At 72.5% G+C, this 22,519-nt stretch carries 20 protein-coding genes and 1 tRNA gene; 7 read left to right on the top strand and 14 right to left on the bottom strand.

Annotated elements, in window-relative coordinates:
• Positions 1–18: 18 nt before the first annotated feature.
• From ACFWN3_RS15560 to ACFWN3_RS15540, 5 genes are all read right to left on the bottom strand, one after another.
• Positions 19–1,221 (bottom strand): ABC transporter ATP-binding protein, encoded by a 1,203-nt coding sequence (locus ACFWN3_RS15560; protein ID WP_377641099.1) that lies wholly within the window; start codon positions 1,219–1,221, stop codon positions 19–21.
• The gene (locus tag ACFWN3_RS15555) at positions 1,214–2,251 is read right to left on the bottom strand and encodes an ABC transporter ATP-binding protein (RefSeq protein WP_377641097.1); all 1,038 of its coding nucleotides are present in this window, start codon (positions 2,249–2,251) and stop codon (positions 1,214–1,216) included. The genes ACFWN3_RS15560 and ACFWN3_RS15555 overlap by 8 nt, the downstream gene beginning before the upstream one ends.
• 11 nt (positions 2,252–2,262) lie before the next feature.
• Entirely contained in the window at positions 2,263–3,192 is a 930-nt protein-coding gene (locus ACFWN3_RS15550; protein ID WP_377641095.1) for an ABC transporter permease, read from the bottom strand.
• Positions 3,185–4,114: an ABC transporter permease gene (locus tag ACFWN3_RS15545; RefSeq protein ID WP_377641093.1), complete on the bottom strand. Its 930-nt coding sequence runs from the start codon at positions 4,112–4,114 to the stop codon at positions 3,185–3,187. The genes ACFWN3_RS15550 and ACFWN3_RS15545 overlap by 8 nt, the downstream gene beginning before the upstream one ends.
• Positions 4,115–4,325: 211 nt before the next feature.
• Positions 4,326–5,981 (bottom strand): ABC transporter substrate-binding protein, encoded by a 1,656-nt coding sequence (locus ACFWN3_RS15540; RefSeq protein ID WP_377641091.1) that lies wholly within the window; start codon positions 5,979–5,981, stop codon positions 4,326–4,328.
• Between the two features lie 261 nt (positions 5,982–6,242).
• Between ACFWN3_RS15540 and hisN the strand changes: the two genes are divergently transcribed.
• The gene (hisN, locus tag ACFWN3_RS15535) at positions 6,243–7,049 is read left to right on the top strand and encodes a histidinol-phosphatase (protein WP_377641089.1); all 807 of its coding nucleotides are present in this window, start codon (positions 6,243–6,245) and stop codon (positions 7,047–7,049) included.
• A 9-nt stretch (positions 7,050–7,058) separates the two neighbouring features.
• Here hisN and ACFWN3_RS15530 read toward each other — a convergent pair whose 3' ends face one another.
• From ACFWN3_RS15530 to ACFWN3_RS15505, 6 genes are all read right to left on the bottom strand, one after another.
• Positions 7,059–7,538: a methylated-DNA--[protein]-cysteine S-methyltransferase gene (locus ACFWN3_RS15530; RefSeq protein ID WP_377641087.1), complete on the bottom strand. Its 480-nt coding sequence runs from the start codon at positions 7,536–7,538 to the stop codon at positions 7,059–7,061.
• 43 nt (positions 7,539–7,581) lie between these two features.
• Positions 7,582–8,940 carry a M16 family metallopeptidase gene (locus ACFWN3_RS15525; protein WP_377641085.1) on the bottom strand — a complete coding sequence of 453 codons (1,359 nt, stop codon included), beginning with the start codon at positions 8,938–8,940 and terminating at the stop codon, positions 7,582–7,584.
• Positions 8,937–10,253, bottom strand: a complete 1,317-nt coding sequence (locus ACFWN3_RS15520) for a M16 family metallopeptidase (protein ID WP_377641083.1) — start codon at positions 10,251–10,253, stop codon at positions 8,937–8,939. Before ACFWN3_RS15520 ends, ACFWN3_RS15525 begins: the two co-directional genes overlap by 4 nt.
• A gap of 48 nt (positions 10,254–10,301) precedes the next feature.
• Complete coding sequence (locus tag ACFWN3_RS15515; RefSeq protein ID WP_377641081.1) at positions 10,302–11,726, bottom strand: NAD(P)/FAD-dependent oxidoreductase; 1,425 nt, start codon at positions 11,724–11,726, stop codon at positions 10,302–10,304.
• Positions 11,727–12,023: 297 nt separating this feature from the next.
• A tRNA-Met gene (locus ACFWN3_RS15510) sits at positions 12,024–12,100 on the bottom strand.
• Between the two features lie 110 nt (positions 12,101–12,210).
• On the bottom strand, positions 12,211–15,255 hold the full coding sequence (locus ACFWN3_RS15505; RefSeq protein ID WP_377641079.1) for a UPF0182 family protein: 3,045 nt from the start codon (positions 15,253–15,255) through the stop codon (positions 12,211–12,213).
• 98 nt (positions 15,256–15,353) lie between these two features.
• Here ACFWN3_RS15505 and ACFWN3_RS15500 point away from each other — a divergent pair, with 98 nt between their 5' ends.
• Positions 15,354–15,893, top strand: coding sequence for a PPA1309 family protein (locus ACFWN3_RS15500; protein WP_377641077.1), 540 nt, complete (start codon positions 15,354–15,356; stop codon positions 15,891–15,893).
• Between the two features lie 20 nt (positions 15,894–15,913).
• On the opposite strand, the gene ACFWN3_RS15495 is transcribed toward ACFWN3_RS15500, so the two are convergent.
• Both ACFWN3_RS15495 and ACFWN3_RS15490 read right to left on the bottom strand, forming a co-directional pair.
• Positions 15,914–17,071, bottom strand: a complete 1,158-nt coding sequence (locus ACFWN3_RS15495) for a PDZ domain-containing protein (protein ID WP_377641075.1) — start codon at positions 17,069–17,071, stop codon at positions 15,914–15,916.
• Positions 17,068–17,502 (bottom strand): molybdenum cofactor biosynthesis protein MoaE, encoded by a 435-nt coding sequence (locus tag ACFWN3_RS15490; protein WP_377641074.1) that lies wholly within the window; start codon positions 17,500–17,502, stop codon positions 17,068–17,070. The genes ACFWN3_RS15495 and ACFWN3_RS15490 overlap by 4 nt, the downstream gene beginning before the upstream one ends.
• A gap of 98 nt (positions 17,503–17,600) precedes the next feature.
• On the opposite strand from ACFWN3_RS15490, the gene ACFWN3_RS15485 reads away from it, so the two are divergent.
• Both ACFWN3_RS15485 and ACFWN3_RS15480 read left to right on the top strand, forming a co-directional pair.
• A complete protein-coding gene (locus tag ACFWN3_RS15485; protein WP_377641072.1) occupies positions 17,601–18,980 on the top strand; it encodes a zinc-dependent metalloprotease in 1,380 nt (459 codons plus the stop codon).
• Entirely contained in the window at positions 18,977–19,549 is a 573-nt protein-coding gene (locus tag ACFWN3_RS15480; RefSeq protein WP_377641070.1) for an NUDIX hydrolase, read from the top strand. The genes ACFWN3_RS15485 and ACFWN3_RS15480 overlap by 4 nt, the downstream gene beginning before the upstream one ends.
• Here ACFWN3_RS15480 and ACFWN3_RS15475 read toward each other — a convergent pair.
• Entirely contained in the window at positions 19,520–20,101 is a 582-nt protein-coding gene (locus ACFWN3_RS15475) for a M48 family metallopeptidase (RefSeq protein ID WP_377641068.1), read from the bottom strand. The two genes, ACFWN3_RS15480 and ACFWN3_RS15475, sit on opposite strands and share 30 nt — an antisense overlap.
• A gap of 166 nt (positions 20,102–20,267) precedes the next feature.
• Between ACFWN3_RS15475 and ACFWN3_RS15470 the strand changes: the two genes are divergently transcribed.
• From ACFWN3_RS15470 to ACFWN3_RS15460, 3 genes are all read left to right on the top strand, one after another.
• Entirely contained in the window at positions 20,268–20,429 is a 162-nt protein-coding gene (locus tag ACFWN3_RS15470; protein WP_170296269.1) for a DUF5679 domain-containing protein, read from the top strand.
• A gap of 147 nt (positions 20,430–20,576) precedes the next feature.
• On the top strand, positions 20,577–21,185 hold the full coding sequence (locus ACFWN3_RS15465) for a hypothetical protein (protein WP_377641066.1): 609 nt from the start codon (positions 20,577–20,579) through the stop codon (positions 21,183–21,185).
• Positions 21,182–22,519, top strand: a complete 1,338-nt coding sequence (locus ACFWN3_RS15460; protein WP_377641064.1) for an ABC1 kinase family protein — start codon at positions 21,182–21,184, stop codon at positions 22,517–22,519. The genes ACFWN3_RS15465 and ACFWN3_RS15460 overlap by 4 nt, the downstream gene beginning before the upstream one ends.

The following is a 22,519-nucleotide window of genomic DNA, read 5'->3' as shown; positions in this document are numbered from 1 at the left end:
CCTCGTCGTCGTGCTCGGTCAGGCGGTCGGCGGCCGCTGGTCGCCGGGCTGGTCGTCGACGAGCCGCGTGGTGTCCTGCGGGGGCAGGTCGTCGTCGCGGCGCAGGAGGCCGGCCTTCTCGTCGTCGACGCCCACGGGGGCCGCGGTCACCTCGGACAGGTCGGCGACCTCGGTCGTCGTGAAGCGCTCGTCGGGGACCTCGTCGCTGACGTCGACGGTCTCGACGATGACGCGGGCCTCGGCGAAGTGGCAGGCCGAGAGGTGCTCGCCCCGGCCGTCGTCGCGCAGCACGAGCTCGGGCTCGTCGACCTTGCAGACGTCCTGCGCCTTCCAGCACCGGGTGTGGAACCGGCAGCCCTTCGGCGGGTTCGCCGGCGACGGGACGTCCCCGACGAGGACGATCTGCTCGCGCTTGCCGCGCAGGGTCGGGTCGGGCACGGGCACCGCGGACAGGAGCGCCTGGGTGTACGGGTGCGTCGGGCGCGCGTACACCTCGTCCTCCTCGCCGAGCTCGGCCATCCGCCCGAGGTACATGACGCCGACCCGGTCGGAGATGTGCCGGACGACGGACAGGTCGTGCGCGATGAACACGTACGCCAGGCCGAGCTCGTCCTGCAGCTTCTCCATGAGGTTGACGACCTGCGCCTGCACCGAGACGTCGAGCGCGGAGACCGGCTCGTCGCACACGAGCACCTTGGGGTTGAGCGCGATGCCACGGGCGATGCCGATGCGCTGCCGCTGGCCACCGGAGAACTGGTGGGGGTAGCGGTTGATGTGCTCGGGGTTGAGGCCGACGAGGTCGAGCAGCTCCTGGACCCGCTTGCGGCGCCCGCCCTTCGGCACGACGTCGGGGTGGATCTCGAACGGCTCACCGATGATGTCGCCGACCGTCATCCTCGGGTTGAGCGAGGTGTACGGGTCCTGGAACACGATCTGGATGTCACGGCGCAGGCGGCGCATCTTGCTGCCGGACGCCGTGCTCCAGTCCTCGCCACCGAAGGTGACGGTGCCGGAGGTCGGGTCCTCGAGGCGCATGAGGAGGCGGCCGAGGGTGGACTTGCCACACCCGGACTCCCCGACGATGCCGAGGGTCTCGCCCTTGTGCAGCTCGAAGCTGACGCCGTCGACGGCCTTGACGTGACCCGTCGTGCGACGCAGGATCCCGGTCCTGATCGGGTAGTGCTTGACCAGGTTCTGGGCACTGAGGATGACCTCAGGCATCGATGACCTCCTCGGCGAAGTGGCAGGCCGAGAAGCGGCCGGGGACGACCTCGCGCAGCTCGGGCCGGTCGGTGCGGCAGACGTCCTGGGCCATCCGGCACCGGGGGTTGAACGGGCAGCCCGGCGGGATGCGCAGGAGGTTGGGCGGCAGGCCGCCGATCGCCGCGAGGGTCTGGCCCTTCTGGTCCAGGCGCGGGATCGACTCGAGCAGCCCGCGCGTGTACGGGTGCGCCGGCGACGCGTAGAGCTCGTGGACCTCGGCCGTCTCGACGAGCCGGCCGGCGTACATGACGGCGATCCGGTCGGCGACGTCGGCGACGACCCCGAGGTCGTGCGTGATGAGGATGAGCCCCATCTGGCGCTCCTCCTGCAGCTCCTCGAGCAGCGCCATGATCTGCGCCTGCACCGTGACGTCGAGGGCGGTGGTCGGCTCGTCGGCGATGAGGACCGCCGGGTCGAGCGCGATCGCCATCGCGATCATGATGCGCTGGCGCATGCCGCCGGAGAACTGGTGCGGGTAGGACCGCACCCGCTGCTTCGCGGCGGGGATCTGGACCCGCTCCATGAGGCGCACGGCCTCGGTGAGCGCGTCGCTCTTGTTGACGCCCCGGTGCGTGCGGAACATCTCGGCGATCTGCCACCCCACCGGGAAGACGGGGTTGAGCGAGGACAGGGCGTCCTGGAAGATCATCGAGATCTCCGGGCCGCGGGTCAGCCGGCGCTGCTCGGCCGGCATCGAGAGCAGGTCGTGCCCGCAGTAGCGGACGTGACCCTGCGGGATGACGGCGGGCGGCATGTCGAGGATGCCCATGATCGCCTGCGCGGTCACGGACTTGCCCGAGCCGGACTCGCCGAGGATGGCCAGGGACTCGCCCTGGCGCAGCTCGAACGAGACGCCGTTGATCGCGGTGGCGACGCCGTCGGGGGTGTGGAACTCGACATAGAGGTCGTCGACCTCGAGCAGCACCCCGTCCTGCGGCGTGTACGTGGTCCCCGAGCCGGTCGGCCGGGTCGTGGTGTCGGTGGTCATGTCTCTCTCCGTCAGCGGTTCTTCGGGTCGAGGGCGTCGCGCACGACGTCACCGAGCATGATGAACGCCAGCACGGCCAGCGACAGGAACAGGCTCGGGAAGAAGAGCATGTGCGGCGTCGTGCGCAGGCCGACGATCGCGGCGCTGATGTCGATGCCCCACGAGATGGCCGGCGGCTGCAGCCCGATCCCGAGGAACGACAGCGTCGCCTCGGTCGCGATGTAGGCGCCGAGGTTGATCGTCGCGACGACGATCACCGGTGCGAGCGCGTTGGGCAGCACGTGCGAGCGCACGACCCGCCACGGGCTCGCCCCGAGGGCCCGCGCCGCCTGGACGTAGTCGTTCGGCTTGACCTGGATGACGCTGGAGCGCATGAGGCGCGCCATGCTCGGCCAGCCCAGGATCACCAGCGCGAGCACGACCTTCATCACGACGAGGAGGTAGTTGTCGTTGAAGAAGTCCGGCAGCGAGACGAGGAAGATGATCGCGCCGAGGAGCAGCGGGATCGCGAAGAACACGTCACCGATGCGCGAGAACAGGGCGTCGGCCCAGCCCCCGAGGTAGCCCGAGAGCACGCCGATCGTCCCGCCGAGGAGCACCGTGCCCACCGTGGTGAAGAGGCCGACGAGGATCGAGGCCCGGGCACCGTAGATGCACCGGGCGTAGATGTCGTAGCCCTGGATGTCGCGCCCGAAGAACGTGCCGTCGCCGGGACGGGCCCGCGACTCCTGGAGGATCGCCTCGGTCGGATCGGTGCTCGTGAACAGGCTCGGCCACACGGCCATGAGGACGAACACGACGATCATCGCGGAGGAGACCCAGAACAGCGGGTTCTTGCGCATGGCGCGCCAGGCGTCGGACGCGAGCGAGCGCTCCTCGCCGGTGTCGCCTGCATCGTGCGTGTCGGTCGCCTGGACCTCGGCGATGGCGGCTTCAGTCATGGCTGATCCTCGGGTCGAGCAGCCCGTAGAGCAGGTCCACGAGCAGGTTGACGAACAGGTAGACGATGACGAGCACCGTCACCGACCCGACGACGCTGGCGCCGTCGCGACGACGGATCGACTGGAAGATGTAGCCGCCGACGCCCGGGATGTTGAAGATCCGCTCGGTGACGATGGCGCCACCGAGCAGCGCACCGACGTCGAAGCCGATGTAGGTGACGACGGGGATGAGCGAGTTGCGCAGCGCGTGGACCCCGACGGCCCGGCGCTTCGTCAGTCCCTTGGCCACGGCCGTGCGGACGTAGTCGGCCCGCAGGTTCTCGACGAGGTTGGTGCGGGTCAGGCGGGTGACGTAGGCGACCGAGAGCGAGCCGAGCACGATGGCCGGCAGGAGCAGCTCGTAGAGGGAGGGGTTGCTCGAGGTGACGGTCACGGGGAACAGCCCGGCCTTGACGCCGAGGAAGTACTGCGCGACACCACCGATGACGAAGACGGGGATGGAGATGACGACGAGGGTCGAGACGAGGACGAGGTTGTCGAGGAACCCGTTCTTGCGGATCCCCGTGAGCACGCCGGCGATGACGCCGAGCACCGTCTCGAACGCGATGGCCATGAGGGCCAGCTTCAGCGTGACCGGGTACCTGACCTTGAGCTGGTCGGCGACGGCGATGCCGTTGTAGGTCTCACCGAGGTCGCCCTGCGCGAGGTTCGCGACGTACTTCCCGTACTGGACGAGCATCGGGTCGTCGAGGTTGTACTTCTCGCGGAAGGCTTGTGCGTAGGCCGGTGGACACGGCCGCTCGCCGCACTTCCCGGCCAGGGGGTCGCCCGGCAGGGCGAAGACCATGGCGAAGATGAGGAATGTCGCTCCCAGGATCACCGGGATCATCTGCAGCAGCCGTCGGATGATGTATGTGCCCACGTCACCTCCTTGGCTGTTCGGGCCGTCGCTCCGGGGAGGGGGACGGCGTCGTCGGGTGGGTACCGGGGACGAACCTAGACCATGCGGGTGTGCACCCAGTATCCGCGCGTCCCCGGGGATCGCGCATCACGGTCCTGACACGGCCGTCGGCCTGCCAGCGTGTGCTGGCAGGCCGACGACTTGTGCGGGTGAACCTGCTGGTTCAGTCAGCTCACTTCAGCGAGACCGACGCGAGGTCGATGGTGCCGAAGGCGGTGATCTTCACACCGGTGACCTTCTCCGACCAGCCCATGGTGGCCTTGCCGTACCACATCGGGATGGACGCCATGTCCTTGGCCAGGAGAGCCTCGGCCTCCTGGTACTTGGCGTTGGCGGCAGCCGGGTCGGTGGCGGCGGCACCCTCGACGAGGAGCTTGTCGAACGCGGGGTTCGAGTAGTCACCGTCGTTGGAGGAGGCGCCGGTCTTGAAGATCGGGGCGAGGAAGTTCTCGATCGACGGGTAGTCCATCTGCCAGCCGGTACGGAACAGGCCCTTCAGCTTGCGGTCGCCGATCTCCTGGCGGAAGGTCGCGAAGTCGACGACACCGGTCGCGACACACTCGACACCGAGCGCCTGCTTGATGCTGTTGCAGGTGGCCTCGGTCCACTCCTTGTGAGCGGCGTCGGCGTTGTAGGACAGCGTGACCTTGTCACCCTTGAAGCCGCCGGCCTCCGCGAGGAGGGCCTTGGCCTTGGCCGGGTCGTACTTGCAGTACTCACCGCACTGCTCGGCCTTGTAGCCGTCGACGACCGGGGAGACCCAGCCGGTGGCGGGAACGCGGGTGCCGTTGAAGATCTGCTTGATGATGGTCTCGCGGTCGATCGCCATGGAGATCGCCTGCTTGATCTTCGGGTCGGCGTAGGCCGGGTCGACCTTGCTCGGCGCGGCGGTGATCGTCGAGATGCTGCCCGACTCCTTCTGCGCGTTGCGCTCGGGGAGGTCGGTCTTGTACTTGTCGTCGATGAGCGCGCTCGCCGGGATCTCGTCGGTGATGTCGAGGTTGTTGGCGATGACGTCGTTGTAGGCGCTGTCGGCGTCCTGGTAGATCTTGAAGGTGACCTTGTCGACCTTGCCGTCGAACTCGCCGCTGTAGTCGGCGAACTTGGACAGGACGATCGACTGCTCCTTGGTCCACGAGTCCAGCTTGTACGGGCCCGAGCCGATCGGCTTGTCGCCGAAGGTGTCGGGGCTCGCGAAGAAGGCGTCGGGGAGCGGCGCGAAGGCCGAGTAGCCGAGGCGCACCGGGAGGTTCGAGACCTTCTCGGTGGTCTTGATGGTGAAGGTGTAGTCGTCGGTGACGGCCAGACCGGTCAGCTTGTCGGCCTTGGCGTTGCCGGCGCCGGCGCAGGCGTCGTCGCCCTCACCGGTGCACTGCAGGTCGCCGAAGCCCTCGATGGGCTCCATGAAGTAGCCCGAGCTCTGCGCGTTGGGGGCGTACGCGGCGTAGTTCCAGGTGTCGACGAAGTTCTTCGCCTTGACCTCGGTGCCGTCGTGGAACTTGTAGCCCTTCTTCAGCTTGACCGTGAAGTTCTGGTTGTCCGTGGTCTCGATCGACTCGGCGATGTCGTTCGTCGGCTTCGCCGTGTCGGGGTCGTAGTGGACGAGCTTGGCGAACACCGCGTCGATGACGTTGCCGCCACAGGTCTCCGTCGTGTTCGACGGGACGAGCGGGTTCTCGGGGTTGCAGCCGCGGACGGTGATCTCGCCGCCCGTCTTGGCTCCTGCCGAGGTCTCGGGGTCGTCGCTGCCGCCGCTACCGCACCCGGCGGCAAGCAGGGCGACTGCGGACAGGGCCGCAACCGCGACCGTGCGAGTGGTTCCTCGCATGGATGTCCTCCTACGTGAAGTGGTGTCCCACCCGTTGGTCGGGTGAAAGGTGTTCCTGGGCCGCGCCCGATCGGGTGGGGCCCCAGTGGCGACGCCTCCGGGCGTGCCGCGCACCATCAAAGACCACGGGATCGCCGTTTGGAAGTTTCGGAGCGCGCCGAGACACGATTGTGACCGAAGCGAGCCCGATCGTGATCGAAGCGCGACCGGGACCCTCGTGCCGCCGGAAGATCTTCGGTGCGAGCGGCTACGGTGAGGCCCGTGCCCGGTTACGACGACGACCTGCGCCTCGCCCACGTGCTCGCGGACGCGGTCGAGCGGATGACGACGGCGCGGTTCCGTGCCGAGGACCTGCACGTCGAGGCCAAGCCCGACCTCACCCTCGTCAGCGACGCCGACCGGGACGCCGAGGAGCTGATCCGCGGCCAGCTCAAGCGCACGAGGCCGCGCGACGCCGTCATCGGCGAGGAGTTCCCGACGACCGGCAGCTCCCCCCGCCAGTGGGTCGTCGACCCGATCGACGGCACGCACAACTTCGTCCGTGGCGTCCCGGTGTGGGCCACCCTCATCGCCCTCGTCGACGACGGCCGACCCGTCATCGGGCTCGTGGCGGCACCGGCGCTGGGTCGCCGCTGGTGGGCGGCGCTGGGCTCCGGCGCCTGGGCCGGGCGCAGCCTGACCTCCGCCAAGCAGATGCACGTCTCGGGCGTCGCCCGGGTCGAGGACGCCTCGATCTCGTGCTCGAGCTGGACCTCCTGGGCGGCGGTCGGGCGCGAGCGGCAGGCCCTCGACCTCGCCCGGTCCTGTTGGCGCGAGAGGGCGTTCGGCGACTTCTGGTCCTACATGCTCCTCGCCGAGGGGGCCGTCGACATCGCCGCCGAGCCCGAGCTCGCCCTGCACGACATGGCCGCGCTCGTCCCCATCGTCACCGAGGCCGGCGGCCGCTTCACCTCCCTCGACGGGGTCGACGGACCCTTCGGCGGGAACGCGGTCGCGACGAACGGGCACCTCCACGACGAGGTGCTGCGCCGCCTCTCCCCCGACCCGTCGCACGTCGACGGGCTCTGAGCGCAGCGCTCAGAAGAGGGCGATCTGGTCGGCCTCGGTCGGCACGCCCTCGAGCCGGAGGAGGTCGGCCTTGCGCTCCAGGCCCCCGGCGTAGCCGATGAGGGTCCCGTCGGCGCCGACGACCCGGTGGCACGGGAGGACGATCGGCAGGGGGTTCGCGCCGTTCGCGGCCCCGACGGCCCGCGAGGCGCCGGGCGGGAGCCCCAGCCGGTCGGCGATCCAGCCGTACGTCGTCGTCGTCCCCCAGGGGACCGCCGCCAGGACGTCCCACACCCGGCGCTGGAAGTCGGTGCCGACGGGGCGCAAGGGCAGGTCGAACACCCGCAGCCGCCCGGCGAAGTACTCGACCAGCTGGCGGTGCGCCTCGGTGAGCAGCGCCGACCCACCCCGCTCGTGCCGGGGCGAGCCGTCGGCCGGGGCGTCGAACGAGATCATGACGAGGGCGTCGTCGCGCTCGACGAGCTCGAGGCGCCCGACCGGCGAGGCCATGACAACCGAGCGCGAGGGCCCGAGCCGCCCCGCGGGCCCGACCTCAGAGGGCAACGGTGGCCACCGGGGCGGACACCCGGCCCTCGAGCGCGGGGACGACCGTCGCGGCGTCACCGACGAGGACGACGCTCCACTCCCCCGTCGCGACCCGGGCGTAGGCGGCGTCGAGGTCGCTGCGCCGCAGGTCGGCGACGTCGCGCAGGGTGCGGGTCGTGAAGTCGAGGGGCAGCCCCTCGAGGGCGAGCGCCGCGGTCTCGTCGGCGACGGCGTCGGCGGTGGCGTACCGGCCGGGGGCCGTCTTGGCAACGTAGTCGACCCCCGAGCGCAGCTCGGCGTCGGTGAACCCCTCGCGGGCTCCGTCGAGGATGCCGAGGAGGATCTCGACCGCCTCGCCGGTGACCTCGGACCGCACGGAGCCGGAGGTGACGAACGTGCCTCCGGCGACCCGGGGGCGGAAGGCCGAGCGGATGCCGTAGGTGTAGCCCTTCTCCTCGCGCAGCACGACGTCGAGGCGCGCGCTCGGGGAGCCGCCGAGGACGAAGGAGAGGACGGGGTGGGGGGCCCAGCCGTCGGGGGTGGCGCGGTCGGGCCCGGGGACCCCGACGGCGATCTCGGTCTGCACCGACCCGGGGCGGTCGACGACGACGACCCGGGCGCGGTCGGGTGCCGGGCGCGGCGCGGTCGGTCGCGGTGACGGCTCGTGGCGCGGGGCGTCCCACGTGCCGAGCGTCGCCCCGAGGACCGCGGGGACGTCGATGCCGGTGAGGTCGCCGGCGAGGACGACCGTGGAGCCCCGTGGCCCGACGTGGCGGGCGTGGAAGTCGACGAGGTCGTCGCGGGTCAGGGACGAGATCGACTCGGGGGTCCCGGCGGTGGGCAGGGCCGCCCGCTCGCCGGGGGCCCACAGGGTGCGGGCGAGCTCCTTGACCGCGCGGTGGGCCGCGGAGGCCCGCTCCTGCTCGATCTCGGCCAGGCGGTTGCGCAGGATGCGCCGCACCTCGGCCTCGGGGAAGACGGGCTCGGCCAGCGCCTGGGTGACGAGGTCGGCGGCGGTGGCGAGGTGGCGCTGCGGGACGTCGACGTCGACGAGGAGGCCGCCGTCGGAGACACCGGCGCCGAGCACCATGCCGTGCCGCTCCATCAGCTCGGCGAACTCCTCGGCCCCGTGGCGCGAGGTGCCCTCGTCGAGCAGCCGCGCCGTCATCGAGGCGACGCCCTCGTGCCCCGCCGGCTCGGCGGACAGGGCGAGCGGGACGACGACCCGGATCGACAGGACGTACTGGCCCGGGATGTCGTGGGCGAGGACGCGCACGCCGTTGCCGAGCACGTGCTCCTCGGGGACGGGGAACGACCACGGCCCCGGGGCCACGACGTCGGGACGCGGGACGACGGGGGTGCTCACGCCACCGCCTCCTCGTCGGCGGGGTGCGCGACGTCGTCGCTCGCGTCGTCCTCGGCGAGGTAGGCGACGACGGCCCGGCTCTCGGGCCGCAGCCAGCGGCGGGCCGCCGCGACGACGTCGTCGCGGGTCAGCGCCGTGAGGCGGTCGAGGTGGGTGTTGACGACCTCGGGGTCGTCGTGGAGCAGGTGGTGGTGGCTGATGACGTCGGCCCGCTCCTCCTGGCTGGCCAGGGCCGACAGCCACGAGCGCTCGGACTGCGCCAGGGAGGCCTCGAGCTCGGCGTCGGTGGGACCGTGCTCGAGGAAGCCCGCGAGCTCTTCGAGGAACGCGTCCTCGACGGCACCGGCGTCGACCCCCGGCGCGACGTCGAGGACGACGAAGCCGAGGGAGCTGCCGTCGACGAAGCCCCACGCCGTGGCGTGCGCCCCGAGGGCGCTCTGCTCGCGGCGGACGAGCCGCCGGACCAGGCGCGAGGTCGACAGGCCGCCGACGCAGTCGAGGGCGACGGCCGCGGCGAGGAACTCGTCGGTGCCGTCGACGGGGAGGCGGAAGGCGACGTGGAGCCGGTCGTTCGGGACGGCGGTGCGCCGGTCGAGGCGCACCGGCGCGGCGAGCGGCTCGAGCTGCGGGTGCGCGGGGCGCGGCGGCTCGGCGCTCGCCGGCAGCGGGCCGAGGTAGCGCTCGGCGAGGGCGAACCCGCGCTCGGCGGTGATGTCGCCGCAGAGGGTGAGCACGGTGTTGTCGGGACCGTAGAAGCGGCGGAAGAAGGCGTGGACGTCCTCGAGGCTCGCGGCGTCGAGATCCTCCATCGAGCCGATCGTCGGGTGGTGGTAGGGGTGCCCCTCCGGGAAGAGGGTGGCGTAGACGTCGATGAGCGCGTTGCCGTAGGGCTGGTTGTCGTACCGCTGGCGCTTCTCCTCCTTGACGACGTCGCGCTGGTTGTCGAGGTTCTCCTGGGTCACGGCGTCGAGGAGGTGCCCGTGGCGGTCGGCCTCGAGCCACAGCGCCAGCTCGACGGCGCCGGTGGGCACGGTCTCGAAGTAGTTCGTGCGGTCGAACCACGTCGTGGCGTTCAGCCGCCCGCCCTCGGCCATGAGCGCCTCGAAGTGCTCGCCGCTGCGCACGTGGCGCGAGCCCTGGAACATCAGGTGCTCGAAGAGGTGGGCGAACCCGGTGCGACCCGGGCTCTCGTGCCGGGACCCGACGCCGACCCACAGGTTCACCGTGACGTTCGGGACGGTGTGGTCGGGGCTGACGACGACCCGCAGCCCGTTGGGCAGCGTGTGTCGGTGGATGGGGTAGTCCAGCGGCATGGCGGTCACCCTACGTCGGCGCACCGTCGCCCGACAGGAGGCTCCCGGTCAGCCCGCGCGCTGCACCGAGCGCTCGCGGTGGCGCTCCTCGAGCTCGGCGACGGAGCCGACCTCGTCGTCGGTGGCGCCCGTGGGGATGGAGGGCACCTCGCCGGCGGGGAGCACGTCCATCGCGCGGCGGCCGAAGACCTGCTGCTCGGTGGCGACCCGCTCGGCCCGGCCCCGGCCGAGGAAGCTGACCGCCCAGTGGAGCAGCGTCGTCACGCGGTGCTTGAAGCCGATGATGTAGACGAGGTGGATCGCGAGCCAGAGCACCCACGCGAGGAACCCGGAGAACCTCAGCCTGCCGATGGAGGCCACGGCGCTGAACCGCGAGATCGTCGCCATCGAGCCCTTGTCGAAGTACTCGAAGTGCGCGTCGGTGGGCTTGCCGTCGAGGCGGTGGCGGATCTGCTTCGCGGAGAACCGGGCTCCCTGGATGGCGACCTGCGCGACGCCGGGGAGGCCGTCGAGCGACATCATGTCGCCGACGACGTGGACCTCGGGGTGGCCGGGGAGGGTGAGGTCGGGCTGCACGAGGACGCGGCCGGCGCGGTCGAGCCCGGCGCCGGACTGCTCGGCGAGCTGGCGGCCGAGCGGGCTGGCCTGCACGCCCGCGGCCCAGACCTTGGTGAGGGCCTCGATGCGCGTCGAGCTGCCGTCGGGCTCGCGGACGACGATGCCCGTGGAGTCGACGTCGGTGACCATCGTGCCGAGCCGGACGTCGACCCCCATGTCGGTGAGCCGGCGCTTCGCCGCACCGCCGAGGCGGTCACCGAAGGACGGCAGGACCTTGTCGACGGCGTCGACGAGGATGATGCGCGCCTTCGTGGGGTCGATCCGCCGGAAGTCGTTCTTGAGGGTGCGGTGGGCGAGCTCGGCGATCTGGCCGGCCATCTCGACGCCCGTGGGACCCGCGCCGACGACGACGAAGGTCAGGGCCCGCTCGGCCTCGACGGGCGTGCGCGCCAGCTCGGCGAGCTCGAAGGCGCCGAAGATGCGGCCGCGCAGCTCGAGCGCGTCGTCGATCGACTTCATCCCCGGTGCGTGCCGGGCGAACCCGTCGTTGCCGAACCACGACTGGCCCGCCCCCGCGGCGACGAGGAGGTCGTCGTAGGGGGTGACCGTCTCGCGACCGAGCACCTCGGAGGTGACCGTGCGCTTCTCGAGGTCGATGTGGGTGACCGTCCCGAGGACGACGCGGGCGTTCTTCTGGCGGGCCAGGACCTCGCGGGTGCTCGGGGCGATCTCGCCCTCGGAGAGGATCCCGGTCGCGACCTGGTAGAGCAGCGGCTGGAAGAGGTGGTGGGTCGTCGTGGCGACGAGGGTGATCTCGACGTCCTTGCGGCGCCGGAGCGCCTGCGTGCCGAAGAGCCCTCCGAATCCGGAGCCGATGACGACGACGCGGTGCGGGCTGGTGGGGTGGGTGCTCACATCCGGGTCAACGCCGGTGAAGGGGCCGCTATGCCGGTTCTGGGGCGACGTGGTGGGGGTCACGGAGGCGCTCGTCTCGGGTGGCGCGGGCTGCTGCGGCCCGCGGGTGCGGAGGAGGCGTCGGTGACCCCGATGGTGGGTCCAGTCTCTCAGGTGGGGAGGCGGGGGCGGGAACCGCGCTCGCCCCGTGGGACTCGGATGCCGCTGGTGCGGGGGCAGGAGCCGCATCCGGCCCCTGCGACGACGACGATGGCCCAGGAGTCTCGGCTGCCGCCGAGTTCCTGGGCCATCGTTCGTTGGTAGCGGGGGCAGGATTTGAACCTGCGACCTCCGGGTTATGAGCCCGGCGAGCTACCGAGCTGCTCCACCCCGCGTCGAGTGAAAGTGACCTTGCGGCCGCTCTCGGTATGCCCCGACCTTACGCGACGGGGCCGCCCCGGGCCAAATCGGCCGGGGCGGCCCCCGTGGCCCGGTGGGACTCCCGTCAGCCGGTGGGCGACGGGCTCGGGGACGGGCTCGCGGTGCCGCTCGGGGCGGGCGTCGGGGCCGCGGTGCCGAGCTGCGCGGCGAGCGAGTTCGCCGTCTTGATCGCGGCGTCGAGCTCCTTCTGCGCCGTGCCGTAGGCGGCGAAGTCGCCCTTCCTCAGCGCCTCCTGGCCCGCGGTGTACGCGGCCTGGATGTCACCGAGGGCCGCGGCGAGCTGCTGGGCCACCGTGCCGGTCGGCGGGGTCCCCGGGTCGGTCGGGGTCCCCGGGTCGGTCGGCGGTTCCTCGCCGTCACCCTCGCCGAACAGGCCGTTGATCGCCTGCTCGAGGGTGTCGCCCCACGCGACGTTGGTCCCGTAGACCGCGACCGTCACCTTGTTCTGGGGGAACGACCCCGAGCCGGCCGAGGCCTGCACGTAGAGGGGCTGGACGTAGAACATCCGGCCCTGCAGCGGGAAGGCGAGGAGGTTGCCGAAGGTCAGCGTCTTCCCCGAGCCCGAGTTCTGGGTGATGTACTGCGCGAGGTTGAGCGGTTCGGCGGTGTTCTGCGACCGCGCCGTGGAGTTCTGGATCTGGTTGATCACCTGGCCCGGACCGGCCGGTGTGGCGGAGCCGTACTCGAGCAGCCGCAGCGTCCCGAACCCCTCCCCCGGTTTCCCGGCCTCGTTCCCGGCGTCGGCGTCGACGGCGAGCAGGCCACGCAGGATCTCGCGGCCGGCCTCGTTGTTGCTCGCCGGCACGAAGGACGTCGTGATCGAGAACGACGCCGTCTCCTCCCCCGGCAGGGCGATCGACTGGAAGACGACCGGCTGGTCCTGGGCCTGCTGCGCGGGGTCGCGCGGGACGCGCCAGCGGTCGGAGCCGGAGTAGAAGTCGCCGGGCTGGGTGACGTGGTACTCGGTGAGCAGCTCGCGCTGGACCTTCAGGAGGTCCTGCGGGTAGCGGATGTGCGACATGAGGTCGCCGGAGATCTCCGAGATGTCACGGACCGAGCCCGGGAAGGCGTTGCCCCAGGCCTTGAGCATCGGGTCGGTGGTGTCCCAGCCGTAGAGCTTGACCGAGCCGTCGTAGGCGTCGACGGTCGCCTTGACGGAGTTGCGCAGGTAGTTGACCTGCCCGGCGCCGACGGTGACGACGTTCGAGCGGCTCGTCACCGAGTCGGACGTCGCGTCGGCGAGCTCGACGAGACGGCTGTTCGGGTAGTTCGCCGAGGTGGTGAACCCGTCGACGATCCACTGGACGCGGCCCTCGACGACCGCCGGGTAGACGTTGCCGTCGAGGCGCAGCCACGGGGCGACCCGCTCGACGCGCTCGGTCGGGCTGCGGTGGTCGAGCACGCGCGAGCTGGAGTTCACGGCGTCGGAGAGGAGGAAGTTGGCCTCGCGGTACTTCACCGCGTAGGCGAGGCGGCGCAGCATCGAGCCGATCTGGACACCGCCGTCACCGGCGTAGGTGTTGTTGACCGCGACGTCGCCCTCGCTGCCGGCGGGGAAGTCGAACTCGCGCTGCTGCGCTCCCTCCGGCGCACCGACGACGGAGTACGAGGGGGAGAGCTCGCCGAAGTAGATGCGCGGCTCGTACTCGCCGATCGAGCTGCGGCCGCCACCCTCGAAGAACACCGGGTCGCCCTCGCTCGTGCGCTGGTTGCCGTACGCGGCGTAGAAGCCGTAGCCGTGGGTGTAGATCGTGTGGTCGTTGAGCCAGTTGCGCTGGCTGTCGGGAAGGCCGTCGAGGTTGATCTCGCGGACGGCGACGACGGCGTCGCGGGTCGACCCGTCGATCTCGTACCGGTCGACGTCGAGGGTGTCGGGGAAGGCGTAGTAGTCGCGCTGGCCCTCGAGCTGGCGGAAGGTCGGGGCGACGACGTTGGGGTCGATGACGCGCACGCCGGGGATCGACGTGGCGTCGTCGCGCTCGGTCTCCTTGTCGGGGGTCGCCGGAGGGGCGGGGTTCTGGACGCGTTTGACCCGGTCGAGCCCGAACGCCCTGGTCGTCGCCGCGATGTTGCGCCCGATGTACTCGGCCTCGAGCGACTTCTCGGACGGCTTGACGCGCAGCGACTGGATGAGCGCCGGGTAGGCGCCCCCGACGAGGACGGCCGTGACGACGAGGAGGGCGACCCCGGTGATCGGGAGGCGCCAGCTGCGGCTCCAGATTGCCGCGAGGAAGAAGCCGGCGCACATGATCGCCGCCACCGCGAGGATCGCCTTGGTCGGCAGGACCGCCTTGTCGTCGGTGTAGGTGATGCCGGTGAGCAGCGAACCCCGTTGTGTCGACAGGGAGTAGCGGTCGAGCCAGTAGGACGCGGCGCGGGTGAGGGCGATGAGCGCGCCGAGGACGCCGAGGTGGACGTACGCGGCGCGCGTCGTCGGGCCGCGACCCGGGAGCTGGAGGCCGCCGTAGACGTAGTGGGTGAAGGCACCGGCGACGAACGCGAGGGCGAGGACGACGGTGACGAACGAGACGAGGAAGCGGAGGAACGGCAGGGTGAAGACGAAGAAGCCGACGTCCATCCCGAACTGCGGGTCCTCGATACCGAACGGCTCGCGGTTGGCCCACAGCAGGACCGTGCGCCACGCACCGAGCGAGCCCGAGCCCGCGAGGAGGCCGAGGACGACGGGGATCGCGACGACGGCGAGGCGGCGCAGGGGCTCGATGGCCTGGCGGTACTGCTCGAGCACCTGCTGGGCCGGGGTCGTGGGGACGTAGATCGGCCGGGTGCGGTACGCCGCAACGAGACTCACGGCGACGGCACCCGCGGTGAGGAGACCCGCGACGGCGAAGATGAGGACCTTGGTCGTCAGCTCCTTGACGAAGACGCCGCGAAAGCCGACGGAGTCGTACCACCAGACGTCGGTGAGGATGTCGGCGGCGAGACCTCCGAGCAGGGCGAGCCCGGCCAGGACGACGAGGGTGGTGCCGAGCGGCCCCCTCCGTCGGCGGGCCGCGGGCCGCGACGGTCCGCGAGGACCGTCACCTCCCTCGGCGCGAGGCGTACCGTCTCCCGGGCCGGCGGGCCCGTCGAACCACTCCGAGCGACTCACTGCTCTCCTCGTCCCGTCGGGCGGGGTGGGCCCCCGTGTCGACCGTGGGCGACAAAGGTACCCCGGGCTCCTGCGCGGTCATCGGGCACCATGGTCCGGTGACCCAGACCCCCCAGCCCGTGACCGACCCCCTGACCCTCGCCGCGCTCGACACCGAGCGCCACGTGGCACGGTCCGGGTGGGACCAGCCGGTCCGGTTGTTCGCCCTCGTGCCCACCGCCGAGCTCCTCTCCGCCGAGCCGCAGCTCGGCGACGGCCTCGCCGCCCACGACGCCGTCGAGGGCGCCCTGAGCGCCATCGAGCAGGAGGAGCTCCCCGAGGCACCGGGCCTCGAGGAGCTCCTCGCGCAGATCGCCTGGCCCGACCAGGTCGCGGGCTGCGCCATCGCCGTCGAGCGGATCGTCGTGCCCCCGGAGGCCGAGCGCGACCTCCCCTCGGACGACGCCGACGCGCTGCGCGCTGTGGCCGAGCACCCCGGCCGCGCCGACGTGCGGCTGCTCGTCGCGGTGACCCGTGACGGACGGTCGCGCTGCCTCCTGCGCCAGCGCGACCACGACAGCGACGACAGGGTCGCGCTCGGCGACGACATCGCCCCGGGCCTGGTCCACGCGCTGCGCGAGACGTTCAGCCCGCACTGACGCCGAGGGGCGGGCGTCGGTCAGCCGCAGGTGGGCAGGGAGCCGAGGTCGCCCCTGCCGATGGCGGTGACCGCGTCGCGACCCTCCTCGAACGTCGCGACCCGCACGACCCTCAGGCCGTCGGGCACGTGGCCGACGACCTCGTCGCAGTTGTCGGCGGGCGCGAGGAAGAACTCGGCCCCCTCGGTCCGCGCCCCGACGAGCTTCTGGCGGATGCCGCCGATGGGCCCGACCGAGCCGTCGTCGTCCATCGTGCCGGTGCCCGCGACGTCCTTGCCACCGGTGAGGGCCCCGGGCGTGAGGACGTCGTAGATGGCCAGGCTGAACATCAGGCCGGCCGACGGACCGCCGACGTTCCCGGTGTTGAGGGTGACGTCGACCGGGAGGTCGTAGTCGATGCGCAGGCCGACCCCGATGACGGTGCGGCCCTCGGACTCGCCCGTGCGCGCCGTGAGGGTCTGCTCACGGTCGTCGCGGCGGACGACGACGGGGAAGGTGTCGCCGGGCTCGTGGCGCTGGACCGCGGCGCGCACGGCGTCCGAGGACGTGGCGGCGTCACCGTCGACCGAGACGAGGACGTCGCCCGCGCGGAAGACGTCCTTGCTCGGGCTGCCGTCGGGCACCCCGGCGATGGCGACGACCTGGTCGACCTCCTTGCCCAGCGCCCGCAGGGCCGTGGCGGCGGCGACGGTCTGCGACCCGGCCATCTCGGCCGCGCCCTCCTCCTCGACCTGCTCCTCGGTGGTGTCCGGCGGGAAGACCTCGTCCTCGGGCAGCACCTCGTCGGAGCCGGAGACCCACGCGCGCAGGACGTCGTAGGTCGTGACGCGCACGCCGGGGCCGCCCTGGACGCTGACCGTCGTGAAGTCGAGCCGACCCTCGGTGGGGTACGTGGGGGCGCCCTCGACCTCGAGCAGCTTCTTGCCCCCGGCCTCACCGAGGATGTTCGTCGCGGGACCGGGCGACATGACGACGTAGGGCAGGCCGATGAACGAGAGCACCCCCGCGACGGCGATGGCGAGGAAGGTCACGGTGAGGATGGCCGCGGGGACCAGGCCCGGGCGCATTGGGTCGCCTCCGGGCCGGGGGCCACGGCGGCGGCCGAACCGGCTCCGGGGCAGGAACGGGCCCTGCGCCCCGGGCTCGTCGGACACGACGTCGGCGGAGCGGGTCGTCACGGCAGCCCCACCCACTCGGTGGAGCCGTCGACGAGCTGCTGGTGCTTCCAGATCGGGGTGCGCGTCTTGAGGGTGTCGATGAGGGCCCGCGCGGCGTCGAAGGCCTGCCCGCGGTGCGGCGCCGCGGCCGCGACGACGACGGCGAGGTCGCCGACCTGCAGGGCGCCGGTGCGGTGGACCGCCGCCACGCGCAACGCCTCGTGGGAGGCCGCGACCTCCTCGCACACCGAGCGCATCGTCTCGGCGGCGCTCGGGTGCGCCTCGTAGTCGAGGGCGCTGACGGACTCACCGTGGTCGTGGTCGCGCACGACGCCGACGAAGAGGGCGATGCCGCCGCACGCGGGGTGGCGGACGGCGTCGAGCACCTCGTCGACGGACAGCGGTGCGTCCCGCAGCTCGACGAGCACGACCGCGTCAAGGTCGGACGGCAATGGGGCTCCTCGGGGACGCTCGGGGCGGAACCATTCCGGCGTCGTCGTGGTTGGGTTGGACGAGACGACATCCTCTCACCCCCCGCGAGGAGCCCGGTGTGAACGACCCCGGTTCGACGAACCCCCGAGACGACGACGATCCCGGCCTGCCGCCCGAGATCGAGCGGCTGCTGAGCAGCCTCACCGGCGGGGGCCCGGTCGACCCCCAGGTCGCCTCGATGATGCAGGGGATGGGCCTGGACAAGGTCGACCCCCAGATGCTCGCGATGGTGATGCAGCAGGTCCAGGCGATGTTCGCCACCCCCGACACCGGCGAGGCCGTCAACACCACCCTCGCCACCGACATCGCCCGCAAGACCGTCGCGGCCGAGGGCGACGCGCTCGCCACCGAGGCCGACCGGCGGGGGGCCGCCGAGGCGGTCCAGGTCGCCGGCATGTGGCTCGACGCCGTCACCGACGTCAGCACCCCCGGCCTGCGCGGGGCCGCGTGGAGCCGCGCTGAGTGGGTCGAGGCGACGATGCCGGTGTGGACCGACCTCGTCGAGCCCGTCGCCGAGGGGGTCACCGACGCCGTCGGGACGGCCCTGTCGACCCAGCTCGGCCAGATCGGCGAGGCCGACCTGCCCGAGGGCGTGGCGGGGATGCTCGACCAGGCCGGTCCGATGCTGCGCCGGATGCACGGCTCGATGTTCTCGATGCAGCTCGGCCAGGGCTCGGGGACGCTCGCCGGCGAGGTGCTCACCGGGTGCGAGGTCTCCCTCCCCCTCGTCCCCTCCCCGGACGTCGTCCTCATGCCGCAGTCGCTGCGGGCCTTCGCCGAGGGCCTCGAGGTGGACGAGCCGCAGGCCCGCCTCTACCTCGCCGTGCGCGAGGTCGCCCGGGTCCGGCTGTTCGGCGCCGTGCCGTGGCTGGCCCCCGCCCTCCTCGCGGCGGTGCGCGACTACGCGAGCGACATCAGCATCGACACCGAGGCCATCGACGAGGCGGTCCGCTCCATCGACCCCTCCGACGCCGAGGCCGTCCAGCAGGCGCTCCAGGGCCGGATGTTCGCGCCCCAGCAGTCGCCCGCCCAGCAGGCCGCCCTCGCCCGCCTCGAGACCCTCCTCGCGCTCGTCGAGGGCTGGGTCGACGTCGTCACCGAGTCGGCGACCCGCGACCACCTCCCGCAGGCCGCCGCGCTCGGCGAGGCGGTCCGCCGTCGCCGCGCCACGGGTGGCCCGGCCGAGAAGGCCTTCGGGTCGCTCGTCGGGCTCGAGCTGCGCCCGCGCCGGCTGCGCGACGCGGCGAACCTCTTCCGGGCCCTGGAGGACCGCGGCGGCACCGCCCTGCGCGACGGCGCCTGGCGCCACCCCGACCTCGCGCCCGGAGCGACCGACCTCGACGACCCCCTCGGCTACGTCGAGCGGTCCGCCGCACCCGAGGGCGACGCGATGGACGCCGAGCTCGACCGCCTGCTCAGCGGCGAGGACCCCGCGTGACCGACGGCGTCGCCGCCACCTTCGCCCACCTGCACGCCGACGCCGTCGACGTCCTCACCCGGTGGACCGCGCCCGACGCGGCGCAGGACGGGCTGCGGGCGTCCTACCTCGAGCACCTCGCGGCCCACCCCGACGCCGTGGCGAAGGCCGGGCCGCCGGCCCACCTCACCGGCTCCTGCGTCGTCCTCGACGGGTCGGGCGAGCAGGTCCTGCTGACCCACCACCGCAAGGCCGACGCCTGGTTCCAGCTCGGCGGGCACCTCGAGGCCGGCGACGGGTCCCTGTGGGAGGCGGCGCGCCGCGAGGGGCGCGAGGAGTCGGGCCTGGCGACGCTCGACCCGCTGCCCCACCCGGTCCAGCTCGACCGCCACGTCCTCGTCGGCTCGTTCGGGCGGTGCCACGAGCACCTCGACGTCCGGTACGCGGCCGTGGCCGCCGAGGGCGCGCGGGCGGTGGTCAGCGACGAGTCGCACGACGTGCGCTGGTGGCCGGTCGACGGGCTCCCACCCGGGACCGCCGCCGAGCTCGCGCCGCTCGTCTCAGCCGCCCGGCTCGCCCTCGGCCTCTGACTCCTCGAGGGGGTCGAGCCCCTCGGCGTGGGCGAGGCCGTCGAGGAAGCCGCGCGCCCGCTCGAGCCTCGGGTACGAGGCGAGCAGCCGCCAGAAGGCCGGCCCGTGCCCGTGGACGAGCAGGTGGGCCAGCTCGTGGAGCACGACGTAGTCGAGGACGAAGTCGGGGACGTCGCGCAGCCGGTCCGAGACCCGGATGGTCCCCTCCGACGGCGTGCACGACGCCCAGCGCCGGCCCATCGTCGACACCCACCGCACGCTCGTCGGCTTCGCGTGCCCCCCGAGGTAGCGCCGCGACAGGGTCTGGGCGTGCGCGAGGAGCGCGGCGTCGGTGGGTCGCCGGTGCCGCTCGCCGGTGGTGAGGCGCTCGAGCATCCGCGCCACCCAGCGCTCCTCCTCGTCGCGGGTGAACGAGGCGGGGATGAGCACGACGGTGCGCCCGCCGTCGCGGTAGGCGCTCACGGTGCGTCGTCGCCGCCGGCTGCGGCGGACCTCGACGTCCTCGCTGGTCACGGCACGAGCGTAGGGCGTCCCGACGCGCAAGGGGCGCATGGTGCGGGTGTGCTCGCGTGGGGGCGCAGTGGCGGCGTGGCGTGGGCGCGTCACGGGGTCGCGACCCCCGCCCGTGGCTACTGTGGGACCCGTCCAGGCCGCGACAGCGGCGAGAGATCCGCATCGACGCGGCAGGTCGCCGTCGTCGACGACAAGGAGAGCGTCCATGGCTGACGAGACCTACAAGGGCGAGTTCTACTGCGTGAAGTGCAAGGAGAAGCGCGAGGCCGAGGGGAAGGTCGTCGTCTCCGAGAACGGCCGCCGCATGGCCAAGGGCGTCTGCCCGGTCTGCGGCACGAACCTCAACCGCATCCTCGGCAAGGCCTGAGCGCCCCCGAACCACGCTCCGCGGCCCCGGTCCTCCACGGACCGGGGCCGCGTCGCGTCCGGGGCACCCCGGGGCTGTGGACGACCCGCGCGGGCACGACGCGACCACCGGCAGGATGGCGAGGTCGCGACAGGACGGGGGTGACCGATGGAGGACGGTGACGAGGGCGTGCCGCAGGTCGCCGTGCCGCAGGACGCCGTGGCGGACAACGCCGTGGAGGAGGACGCCGTGCCGGACGTCGTCGTCGACGGGTGGGGCCCGGTCGCCGAGGAGCTCGTCGCCCAGCTCCGCCGGTACGGCCTCGTGGTCGGGGGCGGGCTGCACGCCGCCGACGGGGCGGAGCTGCGGCTCGACGGGCGGCCGCCTCCTCGCGTCGTCGTCGTCGTCGCGCAGGGGCGCACCCCCGCCTGGGCGGGCGACCCGTGGCACGCCCGCGGGGTGCCGCACCTGCCCGTCGTGCTCGGGCGGCACGGCCTCGTCGTCGGCCCGCTCGTCCTCCCCGGGCGCACCGCGTGCCTGCGCTGCACCGGCCCGGCGTGGGACGGCTCACGCGTCGGCGGCCCCTCGGACGTCCCTGCCGGGACCCTCGTCCTCGCGACGGCCGTCGCCGTCGTCACGGTGCTCACGACGCTGCGCGGCGACGACTCCCTGGGCGGGATCTCGACCGAGGTCGCCCTCGACGAGGTTCGCGTGACGCACCGCGTCTGGGGGCCGCGGCCCGGTTGTCGGTGCGCGCGGGTGAGAATGGCCGGGTGACCGACATCCCCAAGGGCAGCGTCGCCCGTGCCGCCAAGCTCGTCGGGCTGCCCCTCGGGCACGCCGGTCGGGTGGCCCTCGGGGTCGGCAAGAGGGTCGGCGGGCGTCCCGCCGAGGCCGTGGCCGCCGAGCTGCAGGCCCGCACGGCCGAGCAGCTCTTCGCCGTGCTCGGCACGCTCAAGGGCGGGGCGATGAAGTTCGGCCAGGCGCTGTCGGTCATGGAGGCCGCGATGCCCGAGGACCTCGCCGGGCCGTACCGCGCCACCCTGACCAAGCTCCAGGAGGCCGGCCCGCCCATGGGCGCCGACCGGGTGCACGAGATCCTCGCCCGCGAGCTGGGCCCCCGCTGGGCCAGCACCAAGCTCGTGGAGTTCGACGACGTCCCCGCCGCCTCGGCCTCGATCGGCCAGGTCCACAAGGGCGTGTGGCGCGACGGCCGCGTCGTCGCCGTGAAGATCCAGTACCCCGGTGCCGCCCAGGCCCTGCTCTCGGACCTCAACCAGATCTCCCGGGTCGCCCGGATGGCCGGCTCGTGGGTGCCGGGGATCGACGTCAAGCCGATCATGGACGAGCTCAAGGCGCGGATGAGCGAGGAGCTCGACTACCACCTCGAGGCCCGCAACCAGCGCCACTTCGCCGCGGCCTTCCGCGGCGACGACGACGTCCTCGTCCCCGACGTCCTCGTCGAGTCGAGCAACGTCATCGTCACCGAGTGGGTCGACGGCACGCCGCTGTCGCGGATCATCACCGACGGCACGCCCGAGCAGCGCGACGAGGCCGCGACCCTCTACCTCGAGTTCCTCCTGCGCGCGCCCAACGTCGCGCGGATGCTCCACGCCGACCCCCACCCGGGGAACTTCCGGGTCACCGACGACGGCCGGCTCGGCGTCCTCGACTTCGGGGCCGTCAACCGCCTCCCGCACGGGCTGCCGACCTCACTCGGGCGCGTGCTCACCGAGGCGCTCGCCGGCGACGCCCCGGCGCTGGAGCAGGCCCTGCGCAGCGAGGGGTTCATCCGCAAGGGCATCGAGATCGACCCCGACGCACTGCTGGCCTACCTCACCCCCCTCGTCGAGCCGCTGCTCCACGAGGAGTTCACCCCCACCCGCGCGTGGCTGCGCGGCGCCGCGGCGACCCTGCAGGACCCGCGCCGGCCGCAGTTCCTCATCGGGCTCAAGCTCAACCTGCCGCCCGAGTACCTCCTGATCCACCGGGTCTGGCTCGGCGGCATCGGCGTGCTCAGCCAGCTCGGCGGCACCGTGCCGCTCCGGGAGATGGTGTGCGCCCACCTCTCCGGGGTCGACGAGTCCCGGCTGCCGCCCTCGCCCGGCTGA

Source organism: Oryzobacter terrae (genome assembly GCF_042756445.1).
GTDB classification, from domain to species: Bacteria; Actinomycetota; Actinomycetes; order Actinomycetales; family Dermatophilaceae; genus Oryzobacter; species Oryzobacter terrae.
Note: the sequence above shows the minus strand (reverse complement) of the source record. Positions and strands in the feature narration are given on the sequence as shown.

Excerpts from the sequence above, each read along its gene's own strand:
- ACFWN3_RS15560 (WP_377641099.1), bottom strand. The coding sequence starts at position 1,221 with ATGCCTGAGGTCATCCTCAGTGCCCAGAACCTGGTCAAGCACTACCCG.
- ACFWN3_RS15555 (WP_377641097.1), bottom strand. The coding sequence starts at position 2,251 with ATGACCACCGACACCACGACCCGGCCGACCGGCTCGGGGACCACGTAC.
- ACFWN3_RS15550 (WP_377641095.1), bottom strand. The coding sequence starts at position 3,192 with ATGACTGAAGCCGCCATCGCCGAGGTCCAGGCGACCGACACGCACGAT.
- ACFWN3_RS15540 (WP_377641091.1), bottom strand. The coding sequence starts at position 5,981 with ATGCGAGGAACCACTCGCACGGTCGCGGTTGCGGCCCTGTCCGCAGTC.
- ACFWN3_RS15530 (WP_377641087.1), bottom strand. The coding sequence starts at position 7,538 with ATGGCCTCGCCGGTCGGGCGCCTCGAGCTCGTCGAGCGCGACGACGCC.
- ACFWN3_RS15520 (WP_377641083.1), bottom strand. The coding sequence starts at position 10,253 with ATGCCGCTGGACTACCCCATCCACCGACACACGCTGCCCAACGGGCTG.
- ACFWN3_RS15475 (WP_377641068.1), bottom strand. The coding sequence starts at position 20,101 with ATGCGCCCCTTGCGCGTCGGGACGCCCTACGCTCGTGCCGTGACCAGC.
- ACFWN3_RS15470 (WP_170296269.1), top strand. The coding sequence starts at position 20,268 with ATGGCTGACGAGACCTACAAGGGCGAGTTCTACTGCGTGAAGTGCAAG.
- ACFWN3_RS15465 (WP_377641066.1), top strand. The coding sequence starts at position 20,577 with ATGGAGGACGGTGACGAGGGCGTGCCGCAGGTCGCCGTGCCGCAGGAC.